This window comes from Lysinibacillus agricola (genome assembly GCF_016638705.1).
Lineage (GTDB): Bacteria > Bacillota > Bacilli > Bacillales_A > Planococcaceae > Lysinibacillus > Lysinibacillus agricola.
The window spans coordinates 3,350,156-3,366,980 of record NZ_CP067341.1 but is presented as its reverse complement, the minus strand read 5'-3'; the positions used below and the strand labels follow the sequence as shown (position 1 = coordinate 3,366,980).

The 16,825-nt window shown below is 30.5% G+C and carries 23 protein-coding genes; 1 reads left to right on the top strand and 22 read right to left on the bottom strand.

The annotated features are described in order from the left end of the window. Positions 1-82: 82 nt before the first annotated feature. The 6 genes from FJQ98_RS16780 to FJQ98_RS16755 all read right to left on the bottom strand — a co-directional run bounded on the left by FJQ98_RS16780 (position 83) and on the right by FJQ98_RS16755 (position 4,508). Positions 83-415, bottom strand: a complete 333-nt coding sequence (locus tag FJQ98_RS16780; protein ID WP_053595641.1) for a type II toxin-antitoxin system PemK/MazF family toxin — start codon at positions 413-415, stop codon at positions 83-85. A gap of 7 nt (positions 416-422) precedes the next feature. Continuing rightward, positions 423-620: a hypothetical protein gene (locus tag FJQ98_RS16775; protein WP_053595642.1), complete on the bottom strand. Its 198-nt coding sequence runs from the start codon at positions 618-620 to the stop codon at positions 423-425. A 401-nt stretch (positions 621-1,021) separates the two neighbouring features. Continuing rightward, a complete protein-coding gene (locus FJQ98_RS16770) occupies positions 1,022-2,449 on the bottom strand; it encodes a zinc-ribbon domain-containing protein (protein WP_075807287.1) in 1,428 nt (475 codons plus the stop codon). Positions 2,450-2,626: 177 nt separating this feature from the next. Continuing rightward, complete coding sequence (locus FJQ98_RS16765) at positions 2,627-3,538, bottom strand: ORF6N domain-containing protein (RefSeq protein ID WP_075807288.1); 912 nt, start codon at positions 3,536-3,538, stop codon at positions 2,627-2,629. Positions 3,539-3,698: 160 nt separating this feature from the next. After that, positions 3,699-4,208 (bottom strand): hypothetical protein, encoded by a 510-nt coding sequence (locus FJQ98_RS16760; RefSeq protein WP_053595643.1) that lies wholly within the window; start codon positions 4,206-4,208, stop codon positions 3,699-3,701. A gap of 93 nt (positions 4,209-4,301) precedes the next feature. Beyond that, complete coding sequence (locus FJQ98_RS16755) at positions 4,302-4,508, bottom strand: helix-turn-helix domain-containing protein (RefSeq protein ID WP_241774597.1); 207 nt, start codon at positions 4,506-4,508, stop codon at positions 4,302-4,304. Between the two features lie 179 nt (positions 4,509-4,687). On the opposite strand from FJQ98_RS16755, the gene FJQ98_RS16750 reads away from it, so the two are divergent. Further along, positions 4,688-5,128: a hypothetical protein gene (locus FJQ98_RS16750; protein WP_053595645.1), complete on the top strand. Its 441-nt coding sequence runs from the start codon at positions 4,688-4,690 to the stop codon at positions 5,126-5,128. A 53-nt stretch (positions 5,129-5,181) separates the two neighbouring features. Here FJQ98_RS16750 and FJQ98_RS16745 read toward each other — a convergent pair whose 3' ends face one another. The 16 genes from FJQ98_RS16745 to FJQ98_RS16670 all read right to left on the bottom strand — a co-directional run bounded on the left by FJQ98_RS16745 (position 5,182) and on the right by FJQ98_RS16670 (position 16,809). Continuing rightward, entirely contained in the window at positions 5,182-6,225 is a 1,044-nt protein-coding gene (locus FJQ98_RS16745; RefSeq protein ID WP_053595646.1) for a hypothetical protein, read from the bottom strand. Positions 6,226-6,414: 189 nt separating this feature from the next. After that, positions 6,415-6,666, bottom strand: a complete 252-nt coding sequence (locus tag FJQ98_RS16740; RefSeq protein WP_053595647.1) for a hypothetical protein — start codon at positions 6,664-6,666, stop codon at positions 6,415-6,417. A 46-nt stretch (positions 6,667-6,712) separates the two neighbouring features. Continuing rightward, complete coding sequence (locus FJQ98_RS16735; RefSeq protein ID WP_053595648.1) at positions 6,713-7,339, bottom strand: hypothetical protein; 627 nt, start codon at positions 7,337-7,339, stop codon at positions 6,713-6,715. Positions 7,340-7,545: 206 nt separating this feature from the next. Further along, positions 7,546-8,553 carry a tyrosine-type recombinase/integrase gene (locus FJQ98_RS16730; RefSeq protein WP_241774599.1) on the bottom strand — a complete coding sequence of 336 codons (1,008 nt, stop codon included), beginning with the start codon at positions 8,551-8,553 and terminating at the stop codon, positions 7,546-7,548. A gap of 173 nt (positions 8,554-8,726) precedes the next feature. Further along, positions 8,727-9,908: a zinc-ribbon domain-containing protein gene (locus tag FJQ98_RS16725; protein WP_053595650.1), complete on the bottom strand. Its 1,182-nt coding sequence runs from the start codon at positions 9,906-9,908 to the stop codon at positions 8,727-8,729. A gap of 85 nt (positions 9,909-9,993) precedes the next feature. Beyond that, positions 9,994-10,494 carry a hypothetical protein gene (locus FJQ98_RS16720; RefSeq protein ID WP_053595651.1) on the bottom strand — a complete coding sequence of 167 codons (501 nt, stop codon included), beginning with the start codon at positions 10,492-10,494 and terminating at the stop codon, positions 9,994-9,996. A gap of 2 nt (positions 10,495-10,496) precedes the next feature. Further along, positions 10,497-11,000 carry a hypothetical protein gene (locus FJQ98_RS16715; RefSeq protein ID WP_053595652.1) on the bottom strand — a complete coding sequence of 168 codons (504 nt, stop codon included), beginning with the start codon at positions 10,998-11,000 and terminating at the stop codon, positions 10,497-10,499. 81 nt (positions 11,001-11,081) lie between these two features. Further along, positions 11,082-12,062, bottom strand: a complete 981-nt coding sequence (locus FJQ98_RS16710) for an Ig-like domain-containing protein (RefSeq protein WP_053595653.1) — start codon at positions 12,060-12,062, stop codon at positions 11,082-11,084. 39 nt (positions 12,063-12,101) lie between these two features. Further along, positions 12,102-12,860 carry a hypothetical protein gene (locus tag FJQ98_RS16705; RefSeq protein ID WP_053595654.1) on the bottom strand — a complete coding sequence of 253 codons (759 nt, stop codon included), beginning with the start codon at positions 12,858-12,860 and terminating at the stop codon, positions 12,102-12,104. A 14-nt stretch (positions 12,861-12,874) separates the two neighbouring features. Then, positions 12,875-13,318 carry a hypothetical protein gene (locus FJQ98_RS16700; protein WP_143114894.1) on the bottom strand — a complete coding sequence of 148 codons (444 nt, stop codon included), beginning with the start codon at positions 13,316-13,318 and terminating at the stop codon, positions 12,875-12,877. A gap of 74 nt (positions 13,319-13,392) precedes the next feature. Continuing rightward, a complete protein-coding gene (locus FJQ98_RS16695; RefSeq protein ID WP_053595656.1) occupies positions 13,393-14,088 on the bottom strand; it encodes a hypothetical protein in 696 nt (231 codons plus the stop codon). Continuing rightward, a complete protein-coding gene (locus FJQ98_RS16690) occupies positions 14,085-14,381 on the bottom strand; it encodes a hypothetical protein (RefSeq protein WP_053595657.1) in 297 nt (98 codons plus the stop codon). Before FJQ98_RS16690 ends, FJQ98_RS16695 begins: the two co-directional genes overlap by 4 nt. Position 14,382: 1 nt before the next feature. Beyond that, positions 14,383-14,808, bottom strand: a complete 426-nt coding sequence (locus FJQ98_RS16685) for a hypothetical protein (protein ID WP_053595658.1) — start codon at positions 14,806-14,808, stop codon at positions 14,383-14,385. Positions 14,809-14,822: 14 nt separating this feature from the next. Then, positions 14,823-15,263, bottom strand: a complete 441-nt coding sequence (locus tag FJQ98_RS16680) for a hypothetical protein (RefSeq protein WP_053595659.1) — start codon at positions 15,261-15,263, stop codon at positions 14,823-14,825. A 66-nt stretch (positions 15,264-15,329) separates the two neighbouring features. Then, positions 15,330-16,298, bottom strand: coding sequence for a hypothetical protein (locus FJQ98_RS16675; RefSeq protein ID WP_053595660.1), 969 nt, complete (start codon positions 16,296-16,298; stop codon positions 15,330-15,332). 46 nt (positions 16,299-16,344) lie between these two features. Continuing rightward, complete coding sequence (locus tag FJQ98_RS16670) at positions 16,345-16,809, bottom strand: hypothetical protein (protein WP_053595661.1); 465 nt, start codon at positions 16,807-16,809, stop codon at positions 16,345-16,347. Positions 16,810-16,825 lie beyond the last annotated feature (16 nt).

Genomic DNA, 16,825 nt, shown 5'->3' with positions numbered 1-16,825 from the left:
ATTTTTATGTATTTAGTTTATAAATAAAAACCCTTCCAAATGAAAGGGAAAGCAGCTGCTGTATAAAATTGTCTTATGTATGCTATTTATGAACAGTTAGGTTTTCATGGAACTTATCAAATTCAGAAACTATTTTATTATAGTCATCTAAATTTAAAGTGCCGACATAACTAGAACCTTTATTAAACTTAACTCTTTTAAAGTTGTCTAATTGAACGTAAGATTCATTTCTTAAATTAGCTTCTCTCCAGTAATCTATTTTAACTCTATTAGACGGTCTTGGAGTAGACGTTATTTTTAAAGCGATAAAATCTGTAGATTCAGTAATTAAAATAAAAACAAGGACAGGGCGATATTTACTGCCTCGTCCTTCTTCAAAAGGAAAGTCAATCTTGTATATATCTCCAACTTTCATAACTCAATTAATCCTCCATCCAAAATTCATAATCGGGGTGAGAAGAATCTATTTGAGCAATGCCATTTTCCACTATAAGGGGTTCTTGTTTTGATGCTAGTTCTTTGATAAGTTCGATGTTTTTAATACTCAATCTAACTTCTTTTGCTTCGATTTTTTCTTCATTTAGAACTCCTAACATTTCTTCATCCTCCTTTTCATTCATTGTCTATCACCTCCCAATATATACAATAGAGATACTATTATATATGAGAGTTTGATAGAGTTTAGTTAAGAAAATTATAGCATATATTAGCATATTATCAAGAATGTTTAACTTTTCCTCCGACAATAAATGATAACTTTGAAGGAGATGCTATAAAAAGTATTCAAATAGGGATCATACTCAACGTGTGAACCCTATTTATAACGCACTCATCTTGCGATATAATTTTAACTTAGTCGTACACAACGTGCGAGCAAGATTATGTAAAAACCCCCAAAATAAAAGTTAGGAGGATGACCAGAAGGTTTTGGTTTTCGATGTACGTGATGCAATTTCACGCCCTAAAGGCTGCGTATGTTATATAAGTTATAGAGTAGGGGAGTAGAGTTAAATATTAGTCATTACTTATCTATTTTACCGTATTGTTCTAAGGAAGACCAATTAAACCCTTTAGCCGTCCTATTATTATTTTTGCAAGCAATAGATATAGATGATGAGCTTTTCAATCCCATTGCATTACTTGCTTCATCTATAGATTGCCAAACTTTTATTAGATTAGAACCTTCTAATTGGACAACTTTCTTTTTATTTAATATACCACTTGAACGAATACCTCTTTCGCCATTGGGAGTATATTCTACGATTCCCATTTTTGCACCTATTTTTAAATATCTAATAACTGTACTACTTGAAACATTTAGTTTCTTACTTATTTCGGTATGAGTAAGTTCTGTTGTTTTATAAATCTCACATACTTCATTTACCATAGAATTGAATGATTTTTTATAAACGTTTTCCCAATTTATAATCTTGAGGTTGAAGAAATTTGTCATAGTACTATTAAATATTGATTTTTTAATATAATCAAAGTCATTAACTCTACAATCAATTTCAATATAATTTTTGATTTTGTTTTCAATTGCGACACTTCTTTTAAACTCATCATTAATCTGTTCTTCTTTTAGACTTCTTCCATTTTTATAAGGATTAACTGAGTGCTGTGCGCCGTGTGTTTCAATTATCATATTTAATGTGGGTAAGTAAAAGTCGTATCTTTTATTATTTGACCAAGAAAAAGATTTTTGAGAATCGAAGTTTATATTTAATTGAGATAAAATTGCACTCATCATTTTTTCAGGTAGGCTAAAGCCATCGGAGCAATTAGTACAAGGTAGTCCTTTTTTTACTATTACTCTAATTTCTTTATTCTTTATTTCTAATCCACAATTAGAACATATCCAATCTGTGCAAAATGTACTTCCATGATGATGTTTATATCCTAATGACTCATCTTTTAGTAATACTGCTACATATGGATGAGTAGTCCATAAATCATTTTCATTAATTATAATTCTTTTGTTTGCACATATTGGACAATTAGAACCTTTATTTCTGTCTACAACTCTCATGTCCCATTCATGACCACAATTACCTAACCACCAGACTTTCTTATCATATCCACAAGTAACGTCATGAGGTGATAAAGTGTTATTTTTATTTGGATGCCATTGCAACGCTAAATCAGGTCTTAATGATGCTAATGAGTTAGTTTCATTAACTTTAAATCCTCTGCAATAAATACACATTTTACTTCTTATTTTATTTGTTGGCATAGCAATATGTTTACTTTTACACTGTTTGCAAATAAAATTTAATTTCATTTTACTACCTTTAGTTACTTTATAAATGTCTACGTCATTTTTCTCAAAATCCCACTCAATGAATAGGTGAGGGGAATGTTTTAGCATTGCATTGTCTTTTAAACTTGATACTCTTTCCATATCTAATACTTCACCAGTTTGAATATTTACATATGTATCTTCACACATAATTAAATTACCTCCTACAGCAATTTATATTTTCCTAATTATATTAAATAGGGAAGTAAAGTTAGGATGCTTTACTTGTCAAGTAGGTTCATGACTTCCTTCTCTATCCCTATAGTTAAATATTAACATATGTAACAACGGAAAACTACTATGAATTATGTATTTATTTCGTTAAACTCAAGATAAATATTTTTTATATGTGTTTTCATTGAATTTATAAGTCTTACCACTTAATTCAAAATAAGCTTCTTTAAACTTTCCGTTCCTTGTTCCACGTTTATAATAATCTACATCAAGATAAAGTTCATTCTCTAAGAAATCGTTCATCATTTCTAAAGCTTTATCTGAATAATAAACTGCTGTACCAACATTACCGCCATGTACTGTTGTGCGAATAACATTTACATATTCATCTTTATAGCCAATTATTGTGTTATAGATTCTTAAATGCTTTGCAATGGCGTCAATAAAATTGAAGTGAGGTTTACTCTTTAATGAATACAATCCAAAATGACGAGCGATATTATCGTTAGTTTTATAACCTTCAGATACAGTCTCTTTATTAAACTCCGTTTCAAGTGTGAGGACTTTATCATTCACTTCTAACATTTTCTTTTCTTGTTCTACCATATTATTAACTATACCTTGTAAAACTTGTAATTCAGTTGATGGTTGATTATTAATTGGTATGATGTTTCCATCACGTAATTCAAAATACTCATTTAATAATTCATCATATAAATCCCAAGATTTATCATCATCAAATATTTTAACAAGTTTTGCATATCCTCTTTCAGATAATAGATAGATGTTTGTTGAGTTTGAAATAGATTGTTTTGTGAAGATGTTATGCTCAATAAGTGAGTCCATGAAAAGGACTGAGTTTTTTGCATCGATAATATCAATATTATCTTTAAAACGTTTACGATTATTGTTAATTGCTTCATTTACTTTAGCTAAACGTTTACTGTGAATTTCAGCAATATGTTTCGCAAGTATTGATTTCTTATCTACTCCAAATCCTCCATGAATATTAGGAATTTCAATCCTCATAACCTTTACTGTTTCTTTAATTGCTAAATTACTCATTAATTCTCTCCTTTGATATTTGTGTATTTTTATAGATAAATTTTATCTACAGTTAAATGTTAACATTTACGAATATCAAATTCAAGTATATTTTATGTATTTTATTAAATAAAATATTACAACCTAATCATTTGAGAGTAGGTTGTAATATATATAGTAGTTAATTTTCATTGAACAGTTGATACTTATCCATAATTTCAGTGACCATTAACATATCATTTTGAGCATTGATAGCATAGTCTTTTGCTACAGAACTATCTAATTCTGACTTTGAATCATAAGATTTAATTTGATGTTCAGAGTACAATTTAGCATTGTATAAAAACGAAGAAAAATAATTATCTATTTCTTTTTCTGCATCATTTACAGGAGTATAGCTAACTCCATTTACATATACCAGAAACTTTCTATATAAATTCTTTTTCTCTTCAATGTCATTTCCAGATGCATTTTTTAGGTTTTTATTAAATTCTCCTAGTTTAGTGTTTGCCTCTAACAGGATATTATAATATTCAAGTGAGATTTTTCTTTCCTGAACACCAACTGGATAACTCGATAAATCTACTTTTGGTTCAGCGCTAGCACTTACTTTTTCATTATTTTCTTTTCCACAAGCAGATAATAGGAAAGAAAAGCATATCAATACCATCCACAATCTGTTAAATTTCATAATTACGCCTCCTGAAATACAAAAATATGTAATATAAGGATAGCATAATTATGAAATTTATGATATATGTTGCAATTTATTCAGTTATTATAATTAAATTTTTTCCCCTTTAGAAGTAATGAAATTTGCAGTATATTCCACATTTAACGCTTCCGCAATACCTAATAATTCCTTTTCGCTAAAATTATCTCTTTTAAATTTATTTGTAATATTTTGAGGAGTAGTATTTAACCTCTTAGCAAGTTCTTTAATTGACACATCCTCTTTCAGTAATAAAATTTTAATTTTTTCAGTCATCATAATAAAATACCTCTCTTTCTGTCTATATTATACACTAAAAAATTTAATAAATCATTAATTAGTTTAAGAATGTATTGATTAATAAACTATTGAGTGTATAATTGCATTATAAAGTTTTGTGAGGTATTCATTTAACAAAACTAAAATAATAAATTTCAAAAAAGAAGAGGAGAATAAAAATGAACACATTAATCACATCGATCAAACTTATTGCAAAAGGTAATATTCCATCACAAGTTGAGCTAATGGGTAAGCCAATCTACGAGAATGGTAAAATTAAAACTTTCGAAATAATTTACCAAGACTATAACTATGACGAAGAAAATCATCTAGATTTCAGTATTGAAAATTTCAACATGACCATAGAATCTCTATCAGAAGCTACATACAAATTCACCAATTACTTCACATTCAATGTTATAGAGGAAGGGATAGTTGAATTTGATTTATGTGTGCTAGTTGAAGATGTACATGATGATCTACTTAATGACATTGATAACATATTTACACCTAGTAGCATCACAATTCAAAACTTTACATTCAAGGATGAGTGTTATTTCTTTAAATTGGACATGCAAGTTGTTGAAATTGTTGCAGCTAGAGTAGTTGATATTTATTAATTTGAATAGGGAAGGTGAGATTAATTTTCTCACCTTTTTATGTATTTCGTATTTTAATTATATAAATTATACGTAGTTTCATTCACCCAAATGTTACCTGTATCAAAAGCAATCTTAGCACGTTTAAATGTGCCTTTATCTTCATTATTTTTAGGTTTATTGTACTCTACTGCAAAAACTAATCCTTCTTCATAAATATAATTTTCAATTTCTTTAATTGCTAATTCACTATACTTTACAGTAGAGACATCTCGACCTCCACGCTGAACAAGATTGATAGTAATATAATCGTCCATATGACCTGCATTTCCTTCAGGATTTATATAGAAGCCTAATTTCTTAGCCATATTAATTGTGAATCCTGAATGCGGTTTATTACTTGTAGAGGAGAAGATGTTTAACTTTTTAGCTACAGCCTCAGCAGTACAATCACCTTCACGAATAATTGCTGTACGATTTACTTTATGTTCAAGTGTTTCAACTTTAGTTTGAACTTCTTCTATTTGTTTAGATTGTAGATATTGATGCAATTCATTCTTTAAATTATTCAGCTGAATAGCTGTTAAAGTGTCTGTTGGAGCTATTTCAAAAAGACTTTGACACTTCCAGATTCTTAGACGTAACTGTTTTTCTGTTTCATCTTCAATTTTAGCAATTTCATTCTCAACAATATCAAATTTGCCATCTGAGTTTAATTTAGGGTTAACTTCACGACGCATAAACTTTTTAAACTTATTAGCATTTCCAGAGTTAGAAGCATACATAGTACCAAAGATGCCTTCTTCTAAAACGATATCTAAACGAGGAACTGATTTATATTGTTCGTATAAGGTCTTTACTGTTTCAGTAACGACCAGACTGAGGTCTTTACTTTCTTTTAATACTTGTTTAAACAATTTTAAATCTTCGCCTGTTAATGTTTTGAATTCAAAGCCATCCTCGAACTCTTCACGATCTTTAATATCAAACCATGCTTTAGAGGGGACAGTATAACCTTCAAAAGCTGTTAGTTCTGGAGCAATAGTTGCTACCTTGCCATCCAGTTCAAATAAATATAAATCTTTGTTTCCTTCTGTAAAGTTTGTAATGTTACTCATAAATATTTACTCTCCTTTAAATTATGTATTTTATTAATTAGTAGATGTGAAGTAAAATTCTTATCTACAATTTAATACTAACAGGAGAATGAAAATAATTCAAGTTTAATTTATGTATTTTGTTATTTAATTTGTGATAATAAAAGACCCCTCCTCATTTAATCAAGGTAGGGGAAGTGAAATGTAAAATTACTTAACCTTAATCATTGTCCGATAATTAGAACTTTCTTCATCGTCATCAGAGTCGCCTGCTGATTTCAGTATATTTTCCATTTCCTTGAAATGTCTACGTGCTATACCTAGACTTCTATAGTCCTTTAAAATCCGTTCAATTTCAATAAACTCCTTAACCGATTTTGAATTTTGTAGTTTGGCTTCGTAGCTTAAAACTTCATTTTTTTCGCTTTCTGTCAGATAGTCAAATGGACGGAATTTGCTCATCAGAACACCCCTCCTAAAATATATGCTGTAAGTAAATATTATGTGTTCAACTTTTATTTTTATCCTCATAACGTTTCATCATTTCGAGCATGTTACTATAGATTACTTCTGCTTTTTCATTTGGTGATTCTCCTTTAGAAGATAATGAATCGACTTCTTCTGTAGATAAAACCTTGCTATCGGATTTTAAATCCTCCATAATGGAATCCTCACGATGAGAATCAACTAAAGCATTTCTTTTTAGATACGAAAATCCACTCAATCCTGCAATAAGACCTAAGATCATTACTTGAGATACTGTGCCACTTGGATTTAAAAGATTGACCGCTGTAATTCCGGCTACAGAACCAACAAATGAGAACTTCTTCTTAATATGCTTGATATCTTGACGATACCCACCTTTTACACCATCGATGATTATGTAGCAGTATCCGCCTAAAGCTCCGAATAATGACGGAATCAAAAATTGATTCATCATGTTAAAACCTTTGAAATAAGTTAAGAAAGAATTGAATTCATCAATAAAAAATACCTTAATTACAACTATTGCTGCGATAAATATTATAATGAATTTAGTTTCTCCGCAATATAAGAAATCAAAGAAACCGTTTTTAGATTGCTCAGTGCTGTCGTCGTCCTTATTTTTATTATTATCAGAAGATGGAGAAGTCATACGTATAAAGCTCCTTGCTATGTTTATGAAGATATATGTAGCAGTTTCTTTATACGTATTATATAACATTAATGTCATTTTGAAAATGCATTTGCAAAACCACTACCTTAGTAATGATTATTGTATATATTTAATAAAATTCTGATATTATCTAAATAACTCAAGTATTCCCCTAAAAAGAGTAGGGGAGTAATTCAATCATTTAGTTACGTATTCAGACTGCCAAAGATATTATTCTTCTCTTCAGCGTGGTCACGTAAATCATAATGAGCAATCGTTGTAGCCACATTTTCGTGATGCGCTACGAATTTACTTACTAATTCTAACGGAACTCCTTGCTCTAATAAGTAAGTTACTGCACTAGCTTTAAACAAGTGAGGATTTATTCGTCTTTCAAGGATATGAGAAAGAACACTGGAGCATAAATAGTTAGCCCATCCTTCTTCTACAACTTTAATCTCATCTCCATATTTTTTAGTGAAGATATACTCGTGGTCATATCCACGTTTTTCTAACCAAAGTTTTATGTATTTTAATGCTTCAAAGTTGACCATATAAGGTTCAATTTTACCGTCTTCACCACGACCTTTTAAACGTACATTATGACTCATGATATATGTAGCATTTTCATCGATTTCATAAGTTGCTATTTCAGACTTAAATTGAATAATTTCATTACGTCTAGCACCAGTGTTAAATGCTGTAGCTAACCAAGCCATTCCTAAATAATTCTCATCATCTTCTAAGACTTTCATCATTTCAAGATATTCATCTTTTGTAATTTTAATCTTTTCATATACTGAACTTTTTGGAATAGCAGGTAATCCACGAGTAAAGTTTCTGAAATTTTTATATGGATTTTCTTCATCATCGTCAAAATCATCCATTACTACATTTTCTATATAGTTACATAAACTAGAAATAACTGCTTTACGAGTACCAATTGCGGAAGGAGACATTCTACGGTCATCTCGTAAATAAGACAAGTATCTAATGATATCTCTTTTCTTAATCTTATAAATAGGTTTGTTATTTAAGGAGGAACAAATAAACCACCCGAATTGACGCAACATTGATAAATACTGTTTTTTAGTTTGAGGTGAGTGTGATTGAGATGCTATGTATTCGGAAACTAAATCTCTAAATTCTTTATTGACTTCATTCCACATTTCATCAGTTACTTCTGGTAATTTCTTTGCTCTGTCACGTAGCATATTCTTATTAATTTCAATTTCTTTACTGTTATCCTTTTCTGACAATATTACCATTCTCCTTTCATAATAATAAAAAAGACTTGAAGCTCATTTCACTTCAAATCCAAGTTTTCTATATGCATTTTTTATTGCGTTAATAAGGGGTACAGGATTAGCTTGTATTCTTTCAATTGTTATCTTTGTTTTATTTTAAAGCTACATTTACCAAGAGAATAACCTAACTCGAGATATCTTCTGATTGTAGTATCATGTAGTTTTAGTTCTTCAGATATTTCATTTATTGATTTTCCAGAATTCCACATTTCCCATGCTCTACTAGTGAATCCTTTTTTTATCTCAAATGATATCTCATTAAATACATCTGCTTCAAAATTAAAAAACTTTACGATGTCAGTACTCAATATTGAATTCTTTATGTATTCAAAATTACTTTTTTTAGCATCCACTTCTATATAAGTCATTGTCCCGTTTTCTTTTGCTAATTGTTTTTTATATTTATCATTCTCTTGCTCTTCAAGTAAAGTCTTGCCTCCAATACGCTCAAATGATTCTTTATAATGTTGTAATCCGTGTACTTCAATTATCATTTTATGAGAAGGAATATAAAAATCATAACGTTTTCCTTGTGACCAGTACTTTGCACTATCATAATCGAAATCTATATTTAATTCTTTTAACAAACAATACATTATTTTTTCACCTAAACTAACTCCGTCTGAACATACTGGACAATATAACCCTTGCCATTTAACATCAGATATTTTCTTTGAAATAGTAGTCTCGCAATCTGGACATCTCCATATCACTTTCTTTCCACTAGTTTGCTTATACTTATATCCATCTTCAGGGTTTTCTAATAACTTAGCTAAATCTAGATTAGTAGTCCACATATCATTAACACCTTTTAAAATTAGGTTAGTTCCACCATTACAATAAGGACAACCATCACCTCTAGTCCTACGATCAATCGAAGCTACCCATTCATGTCCAAAATCACATTTCCATCGAACCTTATACTTACTTCCGCAAGTAACATCGTTTGGAGTTAAGTTTATACCTATAGACTCAATCCATTCAGACGCAATAGTTGGTCTTAATGAAACTAAAGAGTTCGTATCGTTAACTCTTCTTCCACTACAATAAGGACATTTTTGACCTTTCCTTCTTTGATTTACTGTTGCATCATAACTACTTTTACATTTAGGACAAATCCACCACGCTACTTTTCCACTACTTTTAGTTGTATCGTATACATTCAATTCTGAAACATTATTCTTTTCAAAATCCCATTCAACCCATAAATATGTATTTATTTTTAACATTGCATTATCTTTTAAATTTTTAACTCTTTCCAAATCCAACTCTTCATTAGTTTGTATATTTATGTATTTGTTTTCGCAAATTTCTATCCAACCCCTTATTTCGTATTAACTTTGTATATTACTTAACTGTAAATCCTACTTTCCTATAAGCCGATTTAATTGCATCAGTTAAGTGACTAGGGTTATCCATGATAGACTCAATTGTTTTTTTTACAAAATCTCTACTCTCACTCCACTTACCAGTACGATACCAATTTTCATCTAAGCCATCGACAATAGTGTCAGTAATAAATTGCCCTCTTAATGAATCATAATCATGTTCATAGATAGGGGAGAAGTGTCCTTGTCCTAAAGTTAAGTTTTCGAATAGTACTCGAACTTTTCCATTGTCGATTTCAACCTTAGTAATCTTCATGTTACGAACATCAGATAAACCACCATCATTACCTCTACGTAAATATTCAACAGGTACATATTGACGATAAACTACATCTTGTACAGCTTTAGACATTACACTTGCTAATACTTTTTCAATATTTTTATCTTTAAATACTGTGCTGATAATATCTCCACGTGTTAAATAACGTTGTAGTTGATTTAAATCTTTAAATTGAACCATAATTATTTACCTTTACCTTTAGCTTTAAGCATTTCTGACTCAATCTTATCTTTAAACTCTTCAAGTGCTGATTTTTCAATCTTAATTAATTCAGTCATCATATCTGCTTTTTCATAGAATCTATCAACGACTATAAAAATCTGTTCTTTATCAAATAGCTTATCTAAAATAAACGTAAGCCATCCACGTTTATACATTTCCCACATCGTTGCTGTATGCATTTCAAGAGATTGATTTTTTAATTCACCGTATAAAGAAGTGAAGTGTTTTACTATTAAAAATTGAAGGAATTCAATTACTTGAGCATCGTCTTTCAGATAGTCGATATTTTTAGTTTTTGCTTCCTTAATAAAGCTAGATAAATCCTCAAATAGATTATCCATTTTTGAATAAGAAAATAAGACATCATAATCAATATGAGTTTCTTTTGTGAAATTATGTCGTTTTGTTTCATTTAATAACTGTACCTGATTTTTAATATCAGCCAACTTCAATGGTTTAGACATATTTATATTCTCCTTTTCTCCTCAAATAATAAAAAAGAGAGTAGGGGATTTAGCCCTACTCATTATTATGTATTTATTTAATTAAACTACTTCGACATCAATTACTTCTTTATACTTGCCGTCTGTAACACGAACTGTTGTATTACCGATAGCTACTGCAGTAATTTTACCTTTTGTATCTACGGTTGCAATTGTTGGGTCATCAGAAGTGAAGGTTAACTTTGCATTATCCATTACGATATTACCGTATCCACCACCACGAATGCCGTAAACGGTTACTTGCTCAGAATCATTCGCAATCGTAGAATCTAATACTACTTCAGATGGATTGCTTGCCAACATTGAAATTTCTACCTTTTGATCTCCCATTGGTAAATATTTAATATAAGCATAGTTACCTTTATCATCTACTAAAGATTTACCGTTTAATGTAGACTGTGATGTACCGTCATGTGTAAGTGATAATGACATAGCTCCATCAAGCTTATATCGAGGAACTTCAATTTGTACCTCATAAGCATGATCTCCATCTTCATCAAATAGTCCAGAAGTTAATACTAACTTACATGCTTTAGGGAATGAGTTAGCAGGGATCACCATTTCGTCTACTAATGTCTCATATTGATATACGACCATCGCTGTTTTATCTGCAAGAGTATGGACTGTAATTTCTTTATCATTCGGAATGATTGTTTGATTACCTGCGTCCATTTCTACGTATACATTTCCAATAGGAGTTTCTTTGAGTGCACCTTTACCATTTGCATCAAACTCAACAGTTTCTTCAGTATAGTATTTACTTAGCTTATTTTTAATTTCAGAGCCTGTTTGTAAAGCTAGATACGTAGGACTGAAATCAGCTGCTTCGAGTTGGAATGCAACGACTTTTTGATAGTTGTATACAGTCTGCAATTGTGAACCACGACCTGCGTATACCTCTTGCTCCTGAATTGTTTGTTCCATTGAAGAGCTAAGTAAAGCTTTACCTTTTACTAATAGATTATCAGTTTTAGGATCTAAAAGTAGAGCATCTGCAACTGATACTGCGAATAATTTTTTCATTAATAAAATTCCTTCTTTCTTTAAAATATATGTATTTTGTTAATTACTAGATATTCCTTTATCTGAGACTAATTTATCCAACTGTTCTTTTGACATGACAATATCATCATCAGGATTCTTAGTTTCAATGTGATCTAACCAGTGAGGAATTACAGTTCCTTCTTTAAACGAAACCATTCCTGAATATTGAGCGTTCTGAAGAATATCTGCAGACTTGATTAAATCATATCTTTCTAACTCTTTTCTAAATTGATAAATAGTCATTTGTTTTATATCCTCATAAGAAGACTTCGAAACACACTTATAAGCAATTATCTGTTGTTCTAAATCAGCCATTTTTTTGTTTCTTTTATTCATAAACGCTCTAGCTTCACTCTTTGCTTTATCAAACTCAGTACCTAAACTCTCATCTGAAACATCAATTAGATTTTGCTCGCCAATTATCACTTTAATTTTGTCAAAATCTCTTTCTCTAATTACAATTTCGTCATCAATAATAATCGTATATCTATTCTTTTCATCAACATCAAACCTAATATTTTCACTTCTACTAATCAATTTTATTAGAGTTACTAATTTATCAAAGAAGTGCTTATTAACATCATCTGAACTAATAAGTATCAAAAATGCCAAATAAGACATTTTAATAATCATTGGATTTTGAATTGTATTCTTAGGAAGCAATAGGCATTGTACCGTATCGTATAAGTCTTCAATGTTTTCCATCTGAACAGGGTAGATTGGGATATTACGATGGTATTTAGGATTTCCCCAAACATTATCTAAATCAATCTTCATAGCAAATCCTCCTTTTACTGTAGAGAATTTGTAATATATGCCATTTTGTATCCTATAAAGCCATCTGGAGTTTTGTCAATAGGAGAGGAGAACGCCAATCTAAAATTTCCAATATCAGTGATTTGTTGATTATCTAATATTTCATTTAGTGTATTGCAAATCCAACCTAGCCTCATGTCCTCATTATCTATATCTACATGCACATAGACATCAAAATTATATATCTGGTCAGCTACATATATATTATCCTGTAGTCTTCTAGCGGAGTTATTATAACTTTTCTGTAATTGTCTTGATCCAGTGTAAAAACAAATTCTACAGAATTGAGATTCTAAATCTAAATCGTATCTTTTGTCGGTAGGGGAGATAACTTTTTTGATAATTTCATCTTTATTTTTTAATTCATTTATGTCTTTTTTATCAGGAGAAAGAGGGGAGTCGAATGCATTTTTTGGCACATAATGAAGGAGTCTCATTAGTTTTTTGTTTGAAACTAAAGCCTTGTACAACTCTTCTAAATTACCTTTGAAGTCTATTCCTCATCATCTCCTTCCTGATTATTTACACTTTCAACACGTTCACCAGTAATTCTTAGAGTGCCTATTTTATTAATTGAAGATGATGGATCAATTCTGATAATACGATAGGCATCATTGTATAACTCAAATTTTTCGTTATATTTTATAGAAGGTGCTTCAGAGTATGGGATAATGACCATTACTTGATTATCTAACAAATTCACTGGGTTATTGGTATCTGCAATAGCTGTAGATGCATCATTCATTTTTGTTATACATGGTAATCTTGTGACTTCTCCTGGAATAATGTCATAAACAGGTCTGTCTAAATCGTCATAACCTAAAAACTTTTTTTCATCTGCATACTTTACTGGAAATTCAGCAGTACAAAGTTCTCCTAAAAATTGTGGTGTAATTTCATTCGTATCTTTAGCAATTAATAAGTAAGTAAGTTCACCTTGTGTAACATAGTGTCCCATATCTACTTTTGTATCTGGAATGAAGATGAATTTTCGCTTTTTATATGTATCTTTATCTTTAGTGATGCAATAATGAGTTACAGACTTATCAAGATTTAAATAAACGTCATACCTATTAGGAGAGTTTAAAATTTGTTGTTTAGCAATAATTTTAGATTTATTATGATAAGCGTCTCTTGAATTATGACCATCGTTATTCAAACGTTGTATATATTTATCTCTGTAATTCAAGTGGTTTCACCAACTTTAAACATCCTATTTATCAAGCTAATACAGCGAAAAACTTCTCCTCTAATCACCTTTATATCTGGTTTAGGTGCAAGGCTGTCATCATAAAAATGTTCTAGAATGTTTAAAAGAGTAATAACTGTTACTGTGTCTTCTACTAAATACTGTAACCCATACAGTTCATAACTAAACGACTCAATATAACGTGGAAGTCCTTCATTTTTTTCTTCAAATAAGCAAAGAGTTTCATAGAATCTATCTTTCAAATAGTTAACGTATCCATCTGAAATATTCATACTAAACACCTTGCCTATAATAATATTCAATCATTAATAAGTTGGCTTCATCTATTATCCCTTTACGCAACTCTAATAATTGTTTAAGTTGATTAGCGGGGGAGTGTTGATTATAATCTTTTGACCCAATTTTGTTATACACATAGTCTTCGCTTATAATTTTTGGAGATAGATGTTCTGCGATCATCAGTGTTGCTAATATTTCTTTTTCCATATCAGATAAGCAGATATTGAATTGAAATAAAGCATCCTCTCGATTAGATAGATTTTTTGTAGAGTATGTGAACTTCGGTATAGCAGACCTTAAATAGCCTAATAATATTTCATCTGCAAAAACTGGATTATTCTCTAACTGATTTTTTATATAGTAGTCATTGACTTTATCAAGGAATAAACCGAAAATGTCTGAATATGATGTAGATGTCATAAGATAACACCTACTTATTCTTCGTTTTCATAAATTTTTATCTTGGATTTATTCTCAATGATATCAATTTTAGCTTTGCTATCTAAATTCACTTCACGAGCAGCCTCAACAAACTGTAATAAGATCGCATTTTCTGTAATTTCTCCGATAGCTTTTTCTAATTTTTTATAATTTCCATTTACTAATTCTTTTATTTCTTCATATTGAAGAATATTAGCATTAGCTTTTTCGCCATCTAAAGTTTCTAGTCCATATTTAACACGAAGGTCTTTGTCATCAATCCAAATCAAGCCTTTTTGAATAATTGCTTGATTAATGTTGATGTAATCTAATTCTTCTTCTGTTAAATTTAAGAATGCTCCTTGTCTTGGTAAAATACGGAATGATTCGGGTAGTGGATTTAAATAAAAACCTACTACACTATGTACATTATTAATAACTTTTACTTTTTTCATATTATCCTTTTCCTCCTATTAATTTAAAAAAGAGGAGTAGAATAATCCACTCCCACATTTATCATATTAAACGATTGTATACATACCTAAGTTATGTACTTGTAAAACGTTCACTCCTGCTTTTTGAATAGCTTTCTTTGTGATAGAACCATCTTCAAATGATTGCTTCTCTAGCATCTCAGTTCCGCCTTCTTTTGTAACTTTTACTGGCTTATCTGAGCCTACAGGAACAACAAAGATTAAGTTATTGTCTAACTCCCATTCAGTGTTAGACTCATCTACAAATGTATTAGGTAATTGAACTAGAGCTTTACCTTCCCATGTTCCAATGAATCCATCACGATTAAATGCATCTTTCATAGAATCAGACATTAATGCTTGGAATCCAGAATCAGAAGTAATATTTGATAATGCAACAGACGTACCTACAATTACAGGTTTACCATATGCACCTACAGTATTAGCTACTGAGCGAAGTTGTGCTAAAGAGAATGCACCTGAGTATTTATTAGCAGTAGGAGCATCTGCCATCGCAGCAACAAATGAAGCTTGAACATCTTTTAAGATTTCATCTAGAATAGCATCAGCCATTTCGTCTACAATTTCAGTAAATGCTTCTGCGCGACCAGATAATACGTCATCCCATTCAACATACACGCTTGAACCGATAGCACGAGGTTGAGCAGGAATCTCTTGTTTATAGATTTTTTGACGACGAATCTCTGAACCTAATGCAACGTATTCTGCCTTAATTTTGCCATTACGCACACGGAATTTCTTTTTAGTACCATGAGGTACAGGAGCAATCTCTGCAAAGATTTCTAGCGCATCTTTTAATTTTGATTCTAATACTACATCAACATTTTCAGTGATGATTGCATTAATTTCTTTTTTATTTCCTTCATAATCTTTCATTAATTCAGAGAAGATTTCCACTAATTCTGATTTACGCTCGTTAATAGAAACTCCTTCAATTGAAGATTCACCTTTACGTACATCAGAACATAATTCTAAAACTTTTTTATACTTTACCATAAGTTATTTTTCCACCTTTATTATTTATGTATTTTATTAATTATTTTTATGCTTGTTCAACTTGTAACGCTACTGCTTCTTGACCATTTAAAACTGTGCGCTCAATTACTCGGAATACTTGCTTAGTTGTAGGTGCAGTGGTATCGAATGCAAATTTACCGCCAATAACACCATAAGCATAATCGCCTTTTGCAATTGAAGCAAATGTAGTACGAGTACCTGATAAATCTACTTGAGTAGTAGTGAAAATATCACCTTTTTCAAATTCATAAGTACGAACTTTCATTCCTTTTGCTTCATTGATAAAATCAGACTCATCTTCTGAATCATATAGATTTGTAACTGAAGCTACTAATACCTGATCTTTCGTTGCATCTGTAGTAGGAGCAATTTTGCCTGTAGTATAATCAATTTCTGCTAACACTCCATTTTCAATAGCAACATCTGCATCATAGTGATAAACGTGACCTGCCATTAAATCTAATCGAACAATACCGTATTTTTTTACCATAAGTTATTTTTCCACC